Raw genomic sequence first — 14,724 nt, forward strand, 5'->3', positions numbered from 1 at the left:
GGGTATCGGGTGCAGGGCTGCGAGTTGGAGCTACGCAGTGTGAAGATGGATCTGCAGGGGAAGTGGCGGCTTGATGCAACGCCGAATCAAATGGACTCAAGCGAAGATCATGCAATGTTGTCGTTCCGAGAGGCCCTGCCGGATGGATACCCCAATACATGGTCGGCCGGGACTAAGGTTTTGAATGGGCAGTGCATGTGGCTGTTCAGGACTTATGGGCAACAGCGAAATATTATCAAGCTACTCCAATGCCGGGCACAGAGCGAAGGCGAAATTCAGGAACGGCGAGCGGGTGGGTTGATCTTGCGTGACGAGGCAGCGGGCAAAACCATTCGGCTGGTAATTGGGATGGCTGAGCATGAGATGCCGGGCTTTAAAGGCTATTGGTTCCAGACAGAGCAAGGTTGGAAGCCCTGCACAGGGCGTTGGGGATCGGACAATGAGGAGCTTTGTTTAGACCCGCCTCAGTTCACGGACTTCAAGCTTGATGGCCAAACCTGCACGGTTTACCCCAACTGCACGGAATAAGGAGTGTTCTGATGGCGAATGATGAGCATCTGGATGATGCCGATAACGTGTTTCTCAGCAGTGAGTTGCTGGCTTGCCCTCAGCGTGGGCATTGGGTCAGTTTTCAGTTGGTTGATGAACAGGGTGATGGCGCGGCTTATGCCGGTTTGAGCTTTGAGTTGCTGGACTGTACTGGGCAGCGTTATCAAGGACAGCTGGATGCCGATGGCATCGGACGGGTCGATGATTTCTTTCGTGGCCCAGCTACGGTATTGCTGGATAAGCCATATCAAAGCGGAGAGAAGCTGTATACGGATTTGATGTCCCGTCCGTCCTATCCTCTCCCCATCACCGAACTCCAGGTCCGCGCCGAGAAAACCCGCTTTGCTCAGGCCGATGCCAGCCGTACCCGGGACAATCCGGCCAGATCCAGAGGCGATGCGTTTTACCAGGTTGAGGTGCGGGAGCTGGTACGCCATGCCGCGCACCTGCCGCCGGCAGTGGCGCGTCATTATCCGCCCGAGCCCGGGGTGATCGCGGCCATGCGCACTGCACCTTACCTGCACGAAGAGCCCGTTGGGTTGGGGCTGTTGCCGAACAGACATTATGTGCTGGAGGTGCGACCGCTACGGGCGTTGCGTCCGATGCTGTCAACCGCTTCCGGCTTCTGTGCGCTCAATCTCTACCAGTTGGCCCTGATGGCGGCGATGAGCTACAACCCCTTTGGCCAGGAGCCGGCGAGCAGGCCCGTGGATCAGGTCAGTTTCCCTCTTGACCCCAGTGTGGGGCATTTCTTTGCTACCGCTCTGGGTAATGGCGTGGAAGCCTGGCGGGTAGATCCGGCGCAGTCCAGTCGCTATTACCCTCTGTATGAGGATGTAGCCTATTCCCGGCGTTTCGAGATATTGCCCTTCGACCCGTCGCTGTATACCGAGAACGACCCCGATCTGGGCGCTGAACAGGAGCACCCGGCCCGGCTGCACTTTTTCGATGACGCCGATGGCGGTACCCATACCCAGGCTTTTATTACTCATCACGATGACGTTGTGCTGATATCCGTACGCGGCACTGAGGTCGATAGCAAAGAGGATATTTTGCGCGATATCGATGCCCGGCAGGTGGCCTTCCGTGAGGGTGAAGGCAAGGTGCATCGCGGGTTTTATGGCGGGTATTTAGCGATTGAGAGCTTTATCCTCAAATATTTCCAAAAATTCTACAATGGCCAGAAAGTCGTGATCTGTGGCCATAGTCTAGGTGGAGCGATAGCCCAACTTTTGGCAGAAGCTTTGCGCAGGAGTCGGGATGAAACATACAACGTCCAGCTCTACACCTACGGCGCACCGCGTGTCGGTGATGCCGACTTCGTCAGGGGCGCGGTCGCGCTGGAACATTACCGAATCGTCAGCCATAACGATCCGGTACCCAGCCTGCCGGCGCCCTGGATGAATGTTAAGCCTCGCTGGCTGGGTACTGGAGGGCTGCTGGCTGTGTTCAACCCGGTTGGTGGCGCGGTGTTGTTTACCATCGGGTTGCTGCGCTTCGGCGGTGAGCCCTACCAGCATCAGGGGCAGTTGCTGCATTTCACGCCGCTTGACTTGGGTCAGGGCCAGCAGTCTTCGGTGCTCTGGGAGCCAGGCTGTGACCTGATTGAACAAAATGCATGCAGTCGGGCGTTGCGTCTTAACCGCAACAATGATCTGCCCGTCAGGGCTGGGTTCATCAATCAGTTGCTACAGGCAGCCGATCATTTCATGGTGGCTGGCTACATTCCTCATACCTGGGCCACTCTGCGGCGCTGGCAACAGACCGAGGAACGTGGTGGCACCCTGGTCACCGAGCGTGAGCTGGAGGTATTGAGCGGGTATCTGGCACAGAATCGTCAGGCGATGAGTGATTTGTATGAGACTTACCGCCAGCAGTGGACTGGTCGACGCACTCAGGATGATAGCGCGCTGGAGTTGGCCATGAGCGCCTTGCGTGCCGAAATGCGCAAACTGGATGAAACGCAGCAGCGTGTGACCCGGCTGCACTATCGTCAAGTCAGCCTAGTGGATGTCTATGGCAATCTGTCTGCGGAGAGTGGCTTATCCGAGGCTTTGGTACGCTGGCAGGCGCATGATGAAAACCAGGCGCAGGTGCAATTGGCTCAACTTCCGTCTGCCCGGGGGCGCATTGAGCAGGGTGCGTTGGTGGGGTAGTCAGCTAACGTACGTATTGTTGCGGCTTGGCTTGAACCGTTGGAGGAACCCCGGCCTGTTCACGGTTAAGGTGATTGGGGCCGGGGTTTTTCGTGTTTATGCCGCCACCTGTTGCTGCGACTACACCAACTGCTCACCCACCTGCAGCAGCTTTAGTGAGTTGGTGCCGCCGCTGGCGTTGTAGCTGTCGCCTTTGGTCAGGATGACCCAGTCGTCCGGCTTGACGTGGCCGTGCTTCAGTAAGGTGCCGATGGCCTGTTGGTAGAGCTGTTCGGCCGGAATGTCGGCGGGGTTGAAGGCCATGGCCTGGACGCCGCGGAACAGCGCGACCCGACCCAGGGTCTGGGGGTTGGGTGACAGGGCGAAGATCGGCAGGTGCGAGCGAATGCGCGACATGATCAGCGGGGTGAAACCGCTGTCGGTCAGGCTGATGATCGCGGTCACGCCGGGGAAGTGATTGCCGGCGTACATGGCGGCCAGGGCGATGGTTTCATCACAGCGCTCGAACGACTGATATAGGCGGTGACCGGAGCGCTGGCTGGTCGGGTGTTTTTCCGCGCCCAGGCAGATACGGGCCATGGCCTGTACGGCTTCGACCGGAAACTGCCCGGCGGCTGATTCAGCCGACAGCATCACGGCATCGGTGTAGTCCAGCGCGGCGTTGGCCACGTCGGATACTTCGGCGCGGGTTGGCAATGGGCTGGAGATCATCGATTCCATCATCTGGGTCGCGGTGATCACCAGTTTGTTCTGTTTGCGGGCACGGCTGATGATGTGTTTCTGGATCGCCACCAGCTCGGCATCACCAATCTCAACCCCCAGATCGCCACGCGCCACCATGACCCCGTCGCTGGCGTGAATCAGGCCGTCCAGCGCTTCGTCATCGGCGACCGCTTCGGCCCGTTCGATCTTGGCCACCAGCCAGGCCTGGGACTGGGCGTCGGCCAGCAGGCTGCGGGCCAGGTCCATGTCGGCCGCGTCGCGCGGGAAGGAGACCGCGACATACTCCATCTGCAACTCGGCGGCCAGGATGATATCGGCCCGGTCCTTGTCGGTCAGTGCGGCGGCCGACAGCCCGCCACCACGGCGGTTGATGCCCTTGTGGTTGGACAGTGGGCCGGCCACGGTGACGGTGCAGCTCACTTCATCGCTGCCGACACTGTCGACCCGCATGACGACCCGGCCATCGTCGAGCAACAGTTCATCGCCGGCCTGGCAATCGTTGACCAGTTCGGGATAGTCGATCCCCACCACCTCCTGATTGCCAGCATCCAGCGGATGGCTGGTCGACAGCCGGAAGCGGTCACCGACTTCCAGTTGAATCGGGCCATTGGCGAATCGGGCGATACGGATTTTCGGGCCTTGCAGATCGCCGAGCAGGGCGACATGGCAGCCCTTGTCAGCAGCGATGGCGCGTACCTGACGGGCGCGTTCGCGGTGTTCATCGGCACTGCCGTGGGAGAAGTTCAGGCGAGCGACATTCATGCCGGCATCAATCAGGGCGGCGATACGTTCGGGGCTGCTGCTGGCGGGGCCGAGGGTGGCGACAATCTTGGTACGACGTATAGACATTGGCAGTCTTCCTTCAGGTCTTCCCTAAAGTTGAATGAAAAGAACAGTGCTTTGCGGCTTACAATAGAACATACCAACCCAACATGACAGGCCGTCGAGTACCCGGCCTGGGAGGAAGAGGCATGCATCCACGGGTCATTGAGGTGACTGAGCGACTTCGTCAGCGCAGCCAGTTGTCGCGTCAGGCCTGGCAGCGTCAGATGACTGAGGCGGCGGCGCTGCCTCGCGGGCGCCGGGGGCTGTCTTGCGGCAATCTGGCGCACGGCATGGCGGCATGTCCGGCTACCGATAAAGACCGCTTGCGTATGGTGGACGAGGTCAATGTGGCAATGGTCACAGCCTATAACGATATGCTGTCGGCCCATCAACCCTACGAGCGCTTTCCGGAGCTGATTCGCCAGGCGCTGCGGGCGTTCGGCGCTACGGGCCAGGTCGCCGGTGGTGTGCCGGCGATGTGTGATGGGGTGACTCAGGGCGAGCCCGGCATGGAGTTGTCGTTGCACAGCCGCGATGTGATCGCCATGGCCACGGCGGTGGCGTTGTCGCACAACATGTTCGATGCCGCGCTATGCCTGGGCGTGTGTGACAAGATCGTCCCGGGTCTGCTGATGGGGGCCCTGCGCTTTGCTCACCTGCCGGTGGTCTTTGTGCCAGCCGGGCCAATGCCCAGTGGCCTGCCCAACAGCGAGAAGGCTGCCGTGCGTCAACGCTTTGCCGAGGGCAAGGCCAGCCGTGAGGAGCTGCTGGAGGCGGAAAGCCGCTCCTACCATGGCCCGGGCACCTGCACCTTTTACGGCACGGCCAATACCAATCAGATTCTGCTCGAAGCTATGGGGCTGCAACTGCCGGGGGCGTCCTTCGTTCACCCCAATACTGCGCTGCGCGATGCACTGACGGTCCACGCCGCCGAGCAGGCGGCGCGGCTGGCGCGCAATGGCCAGAACCTGATGGCGATGTTCGATGAGCGGACTCTGATCAATGCCGTGGTCATGCTGCTGGCAACTGGCGGTTCGACCAATCTGACCCTGCATCTGGTCGCTATTGGTCAGTCGGCTGGCCTGCAACTGCGCTGGGAAGATATGGCGGCGCTGTCTGAGGTGGTGCCGACCCTGGCGCGGATTTATCCCAATGGTCAGGCTGATATCAACCAGTTTCAGGCTGCTGGCGGCACCGTCTGGCTGTTTCGCCAGTTGCTCGATGCCGGGCTGTTGCATGCCGATGTGCAGACGGTGGCAGGACCGGGGCTGCAAGCCTATACCCAGGAACCGATACTCAATGATGGGCGCCTGGAGTGGCGTGAAGGGCCGGGCGCCAGTCTGGATGACAGCATCCTGCGCAGCCAGGCCGAGCCGTTTTCTGCCGATGGCGGGTTGCGGCTGCTCGAAGGCAACCTGGGGCGCGGGGTAATCAAGGTCTCGGCGGTCAAGCCTGAACACTGGCGGGTCAGTGCGCCGTGCCGGATCTTTCACAGTCAGGAAGCTTTCGTCGAGGCGTTCAAGGCCGGTGAGCTGGAGCGTGATCTGGTGGCCGTATTGCGGTTCCAGGGACCGCGGGCCAACGGCATGCCGGAGTTGCACAAGCTGACGCCTTACCTGGGCGTGCTGCAGGATCGTGGTTTCAAGGTGGCGCTGGTTACTGATGGACGGATGTCCGGTGCCTCAGGCAAGGTGCCGGCAGCCATCCATGTCTGTCCTGAGGCCGCTCAAGGTGGCCCCTTGGCGCGACTGCGCGAGGGAGACATGATCACCCTGGACGCCCAGCGCAGCCTGCTGCGTGTCGAGCTGGCGGACGAACAGTGGCGAGAGCGCCAGGCAGTCAGTCATGATCAGCCAATTCGCCGAGGCTGGGGGCGTGAACTGTTCGGCTTCATGCGTGCCCAGATCAGCAGTGCGGAAGAGGGCGGCAGCAGTTTTACCGAATGCCTGCGAGATACCGATCAGGAGTCTCGGGCATGACTTTGGCGACGCTGGCTTGCGCCAGTGGGGTAGGGCTGTTTCAGACGGCAGGGCCGGACGAGTTGGCCGTACAGCTGGCCAACCGGGTGGCTGCGGCGCTGAACACCGCTTTGGCCGAGCGTGGTGTAGCCAGCCTGGCGTTATCCGGCGGGCGCAGCCCGGAGCCGTTTCTGCGACATCTGGCGACTTTGCCGCTGGATTGGGCGCGGATTCGGGTCACCCTGGTGGATGAGCGCTGGGTGCCGGTCGAGCATCCGGACAGCAATGCCGGGCTGTTGCGCCGCTGTCTGCCGCAAGCGCTGGAGACCGCCCAGTGGATGCCGCTGTATCAGGGTATCAGTCCGCAAGCTGATGCCGGTCAGGTGGATCTGCATCTGGCGGGCTGGTTGCCGCTGGATGTGGTGGTGCTGGGGATGGGCAATGATGGGCATACCGCCTCGCTGTTCCCTGGCATGCCGGGGCTGGCCCAGGCGCTGGCCGTGGATGCGCCGCAGCTGTGCCTGGCGATCCCGGCGCAGGCCGGCAGAGCTGAACGCTTGAGCTTGAGTGGCCGGGCTCTGCGCACGGCGGGCTTGCAACTGCTGGCCATCTCCGGCGACGATAAGCGCCGGACATTGATCCGTGCGCTGGAATCCAGGGACGCGGGTCTGCCGATCAGTGCGTTTCTGGCGCCTCCTTTGGACATTTACTACAGCCGGCCGGGCTGACGGGACAGGCATGAGTCTGGCAGACAATACCCAAACCCTGGACAATTTGTTGGCTCAAGCCCGGCTGTTGCCGGTCATGAGTATTCGCCGTGAGAGCGATATCCTGCCGCTGGCCGACGCGCTGGCCGCTGGCGGTATCCGCACTCTGGAAATCACCCTGCGTACCGAGTGGGGGCTGCCGGCGATCAAGCTGCTGCGCCGTGAACGCCCTGAGCTGTGCATTGGTGCCGGTACTGTGCTCGATGGCCGGCAGTTTCAGTCAGTGCTGGATGCCGGTGCCCAGTTCGTGGTGACCCCGGGCAGTACCGAAGAATTGCTGACGCTGGGGCTGGACAGCCCGGTGCCGCTGTTGCCAGGAGTGGCCACGCCGTCGGAAATCCTTATGGGTTATCGGTTCGGGTACCGCCGCTTCAAGCTGTTTCCTGCTGAGGTTGTCGGCGGGGTAACGGCTCTGCGGTATTTCTCCGGGCCGTTTCACGATATCCGTTTCTGCCCTAGTGGCGGTATTACCCTGAGCAACTTGCCCAGCTATCTGGCTATGGCTAACGTGATGGCCGCCGGCGGTACCTGGATGACGCCGCAGAGCGCGGTGGATGCCCAGGACTGGACGCGGATTACTCAGCTGTGTCGTGAGTCGCTGGCCCTGCTGCCGTAGTAAATTCCATGTCGTGCAGGCGCACGACACTCCCAGAAGATTACACAGACCCTAGAGAAACCCCATCGGCGGCTTGCCTGAACCGTCACCGAGTCGTAGGCCGACTTTGAGGATCCAGTCGTTGTCCATGGCGGCGACTACCCAGGTATGCCCGCCCCACTCGATGGTATCGCCGACCACCGGGTGGCCGCCGAACTGTTTGCTGAAGAAGCTTGCCAGGGTCTGGTTCGCCAGCTCTTCAGGAACAGGGAAGCCATAGAACTTGCCGACCTCGCCCAGCGTCGCATCACCTTCGAGAATAAAGTCACCGAAGAACTTGCGTGAGTCCAGATAGCGCGGCGCCTGGGTTTTGCTGAACAGTTTTGACAGTGCCGGCAGATCGCGCGGCCGACCGACTACGCAGAGCACGTCATTGAGTGCCAGCCGGGTGCTGCCGGTTGGATGCAGCAGATGACTGCCACGAAACAGCGCAGCAATCCGGGTATCGGTCGGCATGTGCAGATCGCGCAATTGCACCCCAACGCACCAGTTGGCATTGTCCAGTTGATAGATCAGTAGTTCGTAATCACCATCGACCGCCACGTCCAGACTGGTACGTTGCAGCGGTTCGGGTTGCGGTGGAATTTCTACTTTGCACCAGCGGGCTGCCAGCGGCAGGCTCGAGCCCTGCAGCAGCAATGACACCAGCACCACCACAAACGCCAGATTGAACAGCAACTGAGCCTGTTCAAGGCCGGCCAGCAACGGAAAGATCGCCAGGATGATCGGTACCGCCCCGCGCAGACCGACCCAGCTGATAAACAGCCGCTCACGCCAGGAAAACACAAAGGGTGCCAGGCAGATCAGCACTGCAATGGGGCGGGCGACCACAATCAGGAACAGGGCGATGCCCACTGCCGGTAGGGCGATCGGCAGCATTTCGCTGGGGGTTACCAGCAGCCCCAGCATCAGGAACATGCCGATCTGACTGAGCCAGGCCATGCCGTCCTGAACGTGAAGGATGTTCTGCAGGTTGTGTACCCGGCGGTTGCCCAGTACCAGGCCGGTCAGATAAATGGCCAAAAAGCCGCTGCCACCAATGCTGTTGGTGGCAGCGAAGACCAGAATTGCCCCGCTGGTAATCAGCAGTGGATACAGCCCAGTGGCCAGGTGAACCCGGTTGACCAGCCAAGCCAGTAACAGACCGCCTGCCAGACCACAAACTCCGCCTACGCCAAACTGCTGAATCAGAATCAGCAGAAAGCTCCAGCTCAGGCTGTCCTGCCCGGCGGCCAGGCTTTCGACCAGGGCGATAGTCAGGAAGATTGCCATGGGGTCGTTCGAGCCGGATTCGATTTCCAGAGTGGCGCCGACCCGCTGTTTGAGGTTCAGACCCTTGCCCTGTAGTAGAGAGAACACCGCAGCGGCATCGGTAGAGCCGACGATGGCGCCCAGCAGCAAGCCGTACATCCAGCTCAGGTCCAGCAACCAGGCGGTCAGCACCCCAGTCAGAGCGGCACTGATCACAACCCCCAGGCTTGCCAGTGACAGGGCTGGCCATAGTCCGACCCGAAAGCTCTCTACCCGGGTGCGCATGCCGCCATCGAGCAGGATAATGGCCAGTGCCAGGCTGCCGATCATGAAGGCGGTGTCGGCATTGTCGAATACGATGCCGCCCAGGCCGTCGACGCCGGCCAGCATCCCTATCACCAGGAACACCAACAGCAAGGGGATACCCAGCCGCGATGACAGCGAACTGGCAAGAATGCTGGCGCACAGCAGAATGGCGCCGATCAGAAACAGAGTGTTGATACTATCCATTGGGCGGCTGAAGGGTCCTTGCAGGCGGGTGACACACAAGCGACCACTATATAACGCAGGCCCGGGCCTGTGGGAAAAATGCTGTATAGTCAATTGACTAAATAATACGAGAGTGAGTATGGAAGCAGATTTCTGGCATGCCCGCTGGCAACGTGGCGAGATTGGGTTCCACAAGCAGAGTACCAATCCGCTGTTGACCCGTTGGTGGCCGAGCCTGGGGCTGGCTGCTGATGAGCCGGTTTGGGTGCCGTTATGCGGCAAAAGTCTGGATATGCTCTGGTTGCGCGAGCAGGGACATCCGGTCATTGGAGTGGAACTGGCGCGCAGCGCGCTGGACGCTTTTGCCCAGGAGCAGGGTCTGGATCTGCACTGGAGTCAGCGGGACGATTTTGCTTGTCTTGCCGGGCAGGGGTTTGAGCTGTTGTGTGGCGATTTTTTCGCCTTATGCCCTGAGCATTTGCATGGCGTACGGGCGGTGTATGACCGGGCGGCGCTGATTGCCTTGCCGGTGGATATGCGCGAACGCTATGTGGCGCACCTGCGTACTTTGCTGGGGCGCGACTGGCGAATGCTGCTGGTTACCCTGGATTATCCGCAGGAGCAGCGCCCTGGTCCGCCGTTCAGCGTGCCGGATGACGAGGTGCGGCTACTGTTTACTGGTTGTCGCATAGATGTTCTGGAGGACACGGACGTGCTGGCCGAGCACCCGGTTTTTCGTGAGCAGGGCATGACCAGTCTGCACGAACGGGTATATGCCATTCAGGCACCAACGGTGTGAGTGTCTGCCTGACTGGAATTTCTGAATGGCCGCAGCCCTGACTTTGCTGTTCAAGCTACTCCCGCTGTATGTCACCATCGCCCTCGGTTGGCTGGCCGGACGCTTTCTTAATGCCAGCGGCAGTCATATCGCCGGCATCATGCTCTATATCCTGACCCCGTCGGTGGTGTTTTACGGGGTAATGACCGCGCCACTGAGCCCCAGCGTGATCCTGCTGCCGGTTCTGACCTTCACTCTGTGCAGCCTCAATGCACTATTGCACCTGCCTTTGGCCAGACGCTGGCTGGGCGATGCCAGCGCCAACTTGATTCCGGTGTCGGTCGGCAGTGGCAATACCGGTTACTTCGGTATTCCGCTGGCGCTGTTGCTGTTCGGTGAGCAGGGCTTGAGCCTGTATATCGTCTGCATGCTCGGCACCACCCTGTTCGAGAATTCGCTGGGTTTCTACCTGGCGGCGCGCGGACGCTACGGTGTCGCCGATTGTCTGCGTAAGGTGGCGCGGCTGCCTTCACTGTATGCCTTTGTGCTGGCGGTGCTGTTGAACCTGTCCGGGGTCACGCTGCCGTCGATTTTCCTGCCGCTGTTCGATAACTTGCGCGGCGCCTACAGTGTGTTGGGCATGATGATTATCGGCATGAGCATCCTCAGCTTTCATGGGCTGGCTGGCAATCTGCGCTTCAGCGCCTTGGCCTTTTCCGGCAAGTTCGTTGGCTGGCCGTTGCTGGCACTGGGGTTCTGCTGGCTCGACAGCCAGTGGCTGGGTATTTACGGCTCGGCGGTGCATCAGGCGGTAATACTTATCTCAATCACGCCGATTGCCGCCAATACTGTGGTGATTGCCACCCTGCTGGATACCGCTCCCCGGCAGGTGGCCGGTACGGTATTGCTGAGCACACTGTTCGCGCTGTTGTACATTCCGTTGATGGTGACCCTGTTATTCTGAGCGCTAATGACAAACCCGCCAGTGGCGGGTTTGTGTGTTGTGCGCGGTTGATAAACCTCAGACCCGAGGTCGGCGGCCAAAAATCAGAGACACTACGAACAGCACCAGAAACACCAAAAACAGGATCTTGGCGATACCGGTTGCGGTGCCGGCGATACCACCGAAGCCGAGAACCGCGGCGATGATGGCGATGATCAGAAATGTCAGAGCCCAGCTAAGCATGGTGAGTTACTCCTTTTTCTCGTGAGGCCTGCCGAGTCGTCGGGCGGGCTGTAGTGACTCTGTCGCAACCTGCATGCCAACTTTTTTATTTTGTTTATTCCTTTTAAATCAATAAATTGAATTTTGTGGCGAGATTGGAGTGGCATGCGTTCTGCATGATCTGCGGATGGCCAGCCGTGCAACTTGCACGACTTTTCGTTGACTAACGCAGGTAACTCTCGACAAGGAGCCTGCATCATGGATGCCGCCACCGCGGACAATGGACGTATTTTGCTGGTCGATGATGAAGCCGCTATTCTGCGGACCTTTCGTTACTGTCTGGAAGACGAGGGCTATCAGGTCAGTACCGCCAGCAGCGCGCCCCAGGCGCTCGCGGCTCTGCAGCAGCAGGTCTTTGACCTGTGCTTTCTCGATCTCCGGCTGGGCGATGACAACGGCCTCGATGTGCTGGCGCAGATGCGTGTGCAGGCCCCCTGGATGCGGGTGGTGATTGTGACGGCCCATTCGGCGGTGGACACCGCCGTGGATGCGATGCAGGCCGGCGCCGCTGATTATCTGGTCAAGCCCTGCGGCCCTGATCAACTGCGCCTGTCTGCCGCCCAGCAACTGGAAGTTCGGCATATGGCCGCCCGGCTTGAGGCGCTGGAGGGCGAGGTACGCCAGTCTCGCAGCGAACTTCAATCGGCCAGCCCGGCGATGATGGTGGTACTCGACACGGCCCGCCAGGTCGCCAGCACCGATGCCAATATCCTCATTCTTGGCGAGTCGGGTACAGGCAAAGGAGAGCTGGCGCGCGCCATTCATGGCTGGAGCCAGCGTGCCGATAAGGCCATGGTTACAATTAACTGCCCGTCGCTGAGTGCTGACTTGATGGAGAGCGAGCTGTTCGGGCATGCCCGGGGGGCGTTCACCGGTGCCAGTGAAAGCACGCTGGGGCGGGTCAATCAGGCCGACGGCGGAACGCTGTTTCTCGACGAGATCGGTGATTTTCCCCTGGTCTTGCAGCCAAAGCTGCTGCGTTTTATTCAGGATCGCGAGTACGAACGGGTTGGCGATCCGGTCACGCGTCAGGCCAATGTACGCATTCTAGCCGCCACCAATCTGGACTTGCAGGCGATGGTCAATGAAGGTCAGTTCCGTGAAGACCTGCTCTATCGGCTTAACGTCATTACCCTGACCCTGCCGGCGCTACGTGATCGGCGTGAGGATATCCTCGATCTGGCCGAACGTTTTCTGGCGCGCTTTGTCAGCGAATATGCCCGCCCGGCCAAGGGCTTCGACGATCAGGCGCGTGCCGCGCTGCAGGGCTACGGTTGGCCGGGCAATATCCGTGAACTGCGCAATGTCATCGAGCGGGCCAGCATCATCTGTCAGGGGGAATGCATTAGCCTTGAGCATCTGGGGCTCAACGGCTCGGCCCGTGACGATGTGCCAAGAGTGGGTGCCGACATGAGCCTGGAAGCGCTGGAAAAAGCGCATATTGCCGCAGTGCTGGCCGCCAGTGAGACACTTGATCAGGCTGCCAGAACCCTCGGTATCGACGCCTCCACCCTGTATCGTAAGCGCAAACAATTCGGCCTATGAAACTGCGTTCGCGCCTGTTTCTCAGTAGCAGCGCATTGCTGACTGTGGCATTGGTCGGCCTGCTGCTGGCGATTTTCAGTGTCCTCAGCCTGACTAAATCCCAGGGGCAGGCGATGACCCGCAACCTGGGTATTCTCCAGGCCAGCCAGATGATGGGGCATGAGCTGAGCAAGCAGACCACCCTGCTGCTTGCCGAAGTGCTCGATATGCCAGCGTTGGAGGGGTCTGATAGGCGTTTTCGCGAATGGTTGAATCGGGCCGCGGACATGGCCATCGAAGATGCCGACCGTCAGGCCGTCAGTGAGATTCGCCGCGCCTATGCAACCTACGACGATCTGCTGGAGCGGCCGCTGTCGGTGCGCAGCGAGCTGTTCAGCCATGACGAATATGCGCGCTCGATTGCCGCTGTGCGTGATCGCCTCAATGGCATGCAGACCCGGTATGCCAACGCGGTGCAAAGCAGCGAACAGGCGACCCGTGAGAATGCCTGGGTAATCGTCTGGCTGCTTGGCGGGATTGGCGTGGCAGTTCTGCTCATTGGGCTGGTTACCGCGCACAGCGTGGCCCGTAACTTCGCCGAGCCTATCGAGGCCCTGGCGCTGGCGGCTGACCAGATCGGACGCGGCGACTTTCAGGTCACATTGCCGATCTCCAAGGTTGCCGAGCTGGCAGCCTTGATCCGCCGTTTTGGCTTTATGGCCGAAGCTCTGCGCGAGTTCAAGAACAGTGATATCGAGGCCTTGCAGGCCGAGCAGCGCCGCTTGCAGGCCGTGCTCGATAGTATTGATGACGGTTTGCTGATCTTTGACCATGGCGGGCGGTTAGAACATTTCAATCCGGTAGCCAAACGGCAACTGGGCTGGACCCAGGCTGAGCTGGGGCAAATGCCCGGCGGCTTGCTCGGCACACCGCAGATCGATGAACAATTGCGTCAGGTGTTGCAGGGGCAGGGGCTGGCCAGTGCTACTGAGGATATCGAGGTTGATGTTGCAGGCGAACAGCGCTTGCTGGCCTACAGCCTGACACCGGTTAGTCAGGCGGATGAGCCGATCCGTGGTGCGGTCATGGTGCTGCGCGATGTCACCGAACAGCGTGATTTTGAGCGAGTGCGCAGCGAGTTCGTGCTGCGCGCCTCGCATGAGCTACGCACGCCTGTGACGGGTATGCACATGGGATTTGCCTTGCTTTGTGAGCGACTGCATTTTACCGAGGATTCGCGTGAGGCCGACTTGTTGCGGACTGTCGACGAGGAAATGCAGCGCCTGCTGTTGCTGATCAACGATCTGCTCAACTTCTCCCGTTATCAGAGTGGCCTGCAGCAACTGGAGCTGGAGCCTTGTGATATTGCTGAGTTGTTCGCTCAGGCTTGCCAGCGCTTTGAGGCTGCGGCGGTGCAGCAGCGCGTTGAGCTGAGCTGCGAGGCCGACACGCAGTTGCCTCGGGTACGGCTGGATCGGCTACAGATCGAGCGGGTGCTGGACAATCTGCTTGGCAACGCCTTGCGCCACAGTCATGCCGGCGGGCGTATCCGTCTGCAGGCCGGTCGTCAGGGCGAACGGGTAGTGCTGGCGGTTGAGGACACCGGTGACGGCATCGCTTACGGCCAGCAGGCGCGGGTATTTGAGCCCTTTGTTCAGGTCGGCAAGCGCAAGGGTGGGGCCGGTCTGGGGCTGGCGCTGTGCAAGGAAATCGTGTTGCTGCACGGTGGTCGCATTGGCGTGCATTCGCAGCCGGGGCAGGGCGCTCGGTTCTTCTTCAGTCTGCCACTTTGATCATCACCTGCGTCTGACTTATGGACGGGCA

The 14,724-nt window shown here is 60.5% G+C and carries 12 protein-coding genes; 9 read left to right on the top strand and 3 right to left on the bottom strand.

The window, feature by feature from the left end; genetic code table 11:
• On the top strand, positions 1-528 hold a 528-nt coding region (locus tag C2846_RS17455), incomplete at its 5' end, for a hypothetical protein (RefSeq protein WP_119702090.1).
• Positions 529-539: 11 nt separating this feature from the next.
• Positions 540-2,705 (top strand): lipase family protein, encoded by a 2,166-nt coding sequence (locus tag C2846_RS17460; protein ID WP_119702091.1) that lies wholly within the window; start codon positions 540-542, stop codon positions 2,703-2,705.
• Between the two features lie 120 nt (positions 2,706-2,825).
• On the opposite strand, the gene pyk is transcribed toward C2846_RS17460, so the two are convergent.
• On the bottom strand, positions 2,826-4,277 hold the full coding sequence (pyk, locus tag C2846_RS17465; protein WP_119702092.1) for a pyruvate kinase: 1,452 nt from the start codon (positions 4,275-4,277) through the stop codon (positions 2,826-2,828).
• 122 nt (positions 4,278-4,399) lie between these two features.
• On the opposite strand from pyk, the gene edd reads away from it, so the two are divergent.
• Genes edd through C2846_RS17480 form a run of 3 tightly spaced genes read left to right on the top strand, consistent with a single transcriptional unit; the run spans position 4,400 to position 7,594 of the window.
• The gene (gene edd / locus C2846_RS17470; RefSeq protein WP_119702093.1) at positions 4,400-6,232 is read left to right on the top strand and encodes a phosphogluconate dehydratase; all 1,833 of its coding nucleotides are present in this window, start codon (positions 4,400-4,402) and stop codon (positions 6,230-6,232) included.
• Positions 6,229-6,939: a 6-phosphogluconolactonase gene (gene pgl, locus C2846_RS17475; protein WP_119702094.1), complete on the top strand. Its 711-nt coding sequence runs from the start codon at positions 6,229-6,231 to the stop codon at positions 6,937-6,939. The genes edd and pgl overlap by 4 nt, the downstream gene beginning before the upstream one ends.
• A 10-nt stretch (positions 6,940-6,949) precedes the next feature.
• Positions 6,950-7,594, top strand: a complete 645-nt coding sequence (locus tag C2846_RS17480) for a bifunctional 4-hydroxy-2-oxoglutarate aldolase/2-dehydro-3-deoxy-phosphogluconate aldolase (RefSeq protein ID WP_080051285.1) — start codon at positions 6,950-6,952, stop codon at positions 7,592-7,594.
• Between the two features lie 51 nt (positions 7,595-7,645).
• Here C2846_RS17480 and C2846_RS17485 read toward each other — a convergent pair whose 3' ends face one another.
• Positions 7,646-9,394, bottom strand: coding sequence for a potassium/proton antiporter (locus tag C2846_RS17485; RefSeq protein WP_119702095.1), 1,749 nt, complete (start codon positions 9,392-9,394; stop codon positions 7,646-7,648).
• Positions 9,395-9,512: 118 nt separating this feature from the next.
• Between C2846_RS17485 and C2846_RS17490 the strand changes: the two genes are divergently transcribed.
• Positions 9,513-10,172, top strand: a complete 660-nt coding sequence (locus tag C2846_RS17490; RefSeq protein WP_119702096.1) for a thiopurine S-methyltransferase — start codon at positions 9,513-9,515, stop codon at positions 10,170-10,172.
• Positions 10,173-10,197: 25 nt separating this feature from the next.
• A complete protein-coding gene (locus C2846_RS17495; protein WP_119702097.1) occupies positions 10,198-11,115 on the top strand; it encodes an AEC family transporter in 918 nt (305 codons plus the stop codon).
• 57 nt (positions 11,116-11,172) lie between these two features.
• Here the strand turns inward: C2846_RS17495 and C2846_RS17500 are convergent, their stop codons facing one another.
• Positions 11,173-11,337, bottom strand: coding sequence for a DUF1328 domain-containing protein (locus tag C2846_RS17500; RefSeq protein WP_080051281.1), 165 nt, complete (start codon positions 11,335-11,337; stop codon positions 11,173-11,175).
• A 237-nt stretch (positions 11,338-11,574) separates the two neighbouring features.
• On the opposite strand from C2846_RS17500, the gene algB reads away from it, so the two are divergent.
• On the top strand, positions 11,575-12,921 hold the full coding sequence (gene algB, locus C2846_RS17505) for a sigma-54-dependent response regulator transcription factor AlgB (protein WP_119702098.1): 1,347 nt from the start codon (positions 11,575-11,577) through the stop codon (positions 12,919-12,921).
• A complete protein-coding gene (locus tag C2846_RS17510) occupies positions 12,918-14,693 on the top strand; it encodes an ATP-binding protein (protein ID WP_119702099.1) in 1,776 nt (591 codons plus the stop codon). The genes algB and C2846_RS17510 overlap by 4 nt, the downstream gene beginning before the upstream one ends.
• Positions 14,694-14,724 lie beyond the last annotated feature (31 nt).

It is taken from the genome of Pseudomonas jilinensis (genome assembly GCF_003586265.1).
GTDB lineage: Bacteria > Pseudomonadota > Gammaproteobacteria > Pseudomonadales > Pseudomonadaceae > Halopseudomonas > Halopseudomonas phragmitis.

Coding starts and splice junctions, on each gene's coding strand:
- C2846_RS17490 (WP_119702096.1), top strand. CDS start 9,513: ATGGAAGCAGATTTCTGGCATGCCCGCTGGCAACGTGGCGAGATTGGG.
- C2846_RS17500 (WP_080051281.1), bottom strand. CDS start 11,337: ATGCTTAGCTGGGCTCTGACATTTCTGATCATCGCCATCATCGCCGCG.
- C2846_RS17460 (WP_119702091.1), top strand. CDS start 540: ATGGCGAATGATGAGCATCTGGATGATGCCGATAACGTGTTTCTCAGC.
- edd (WP_119702093.1), top strand. CDS start 4,400: ATGCATCCACGGGTCATTGAGGTGACTGAGCGACTTCGTCAGCGCAGC.
- C2846_RS17510 (WP_119702099.1), top strand. CDS start 12,918: ATGAAACTGCGTTCGCGCCTGTTTCTCAGTAGCAGCGCATTGCTGACT.
- pyk (WP_119702092.1), bottom strand. CDS start 4,277: ATGTCTATACGTCGTACCAAGATTGTCGCCACCCTCGGCCCCGCCAGC.
- C2846_RS17480 (WP_080051285.1), top strand. CDS start 6,950: ATGAGTCTGGCAGACAATACCCAAACCCTGGACAATTTGTTGGCTCAA.
- C2846_RS17495 (WP_119702097.1), top strand. CDS start 10,198: ATGGCCGCAGCCCTGACTTTGCTGTTCAAGCTACTCCCGCTGTATGTC.
- C2846_RS17485 (WP_119702095.1), bottom strand. CDS start 9,394: ATGGATAGTATCAACACTCTGTTTCTGATCGGCGCCATTCTGCTGTGC.
- pgl (WP_119702094.1), top strand. CDS start 6,229: ATGACTTTGGCGACGCTGGCTTGCGCCAGTGGGGTAGGGCTGTTTCAG.
- algB (WP_119702098.1), top strand. CDS start 11,575: ATGGATGCCGCCACCGCGGACAATGGACGTATTTTGCTGGTCGATGAT.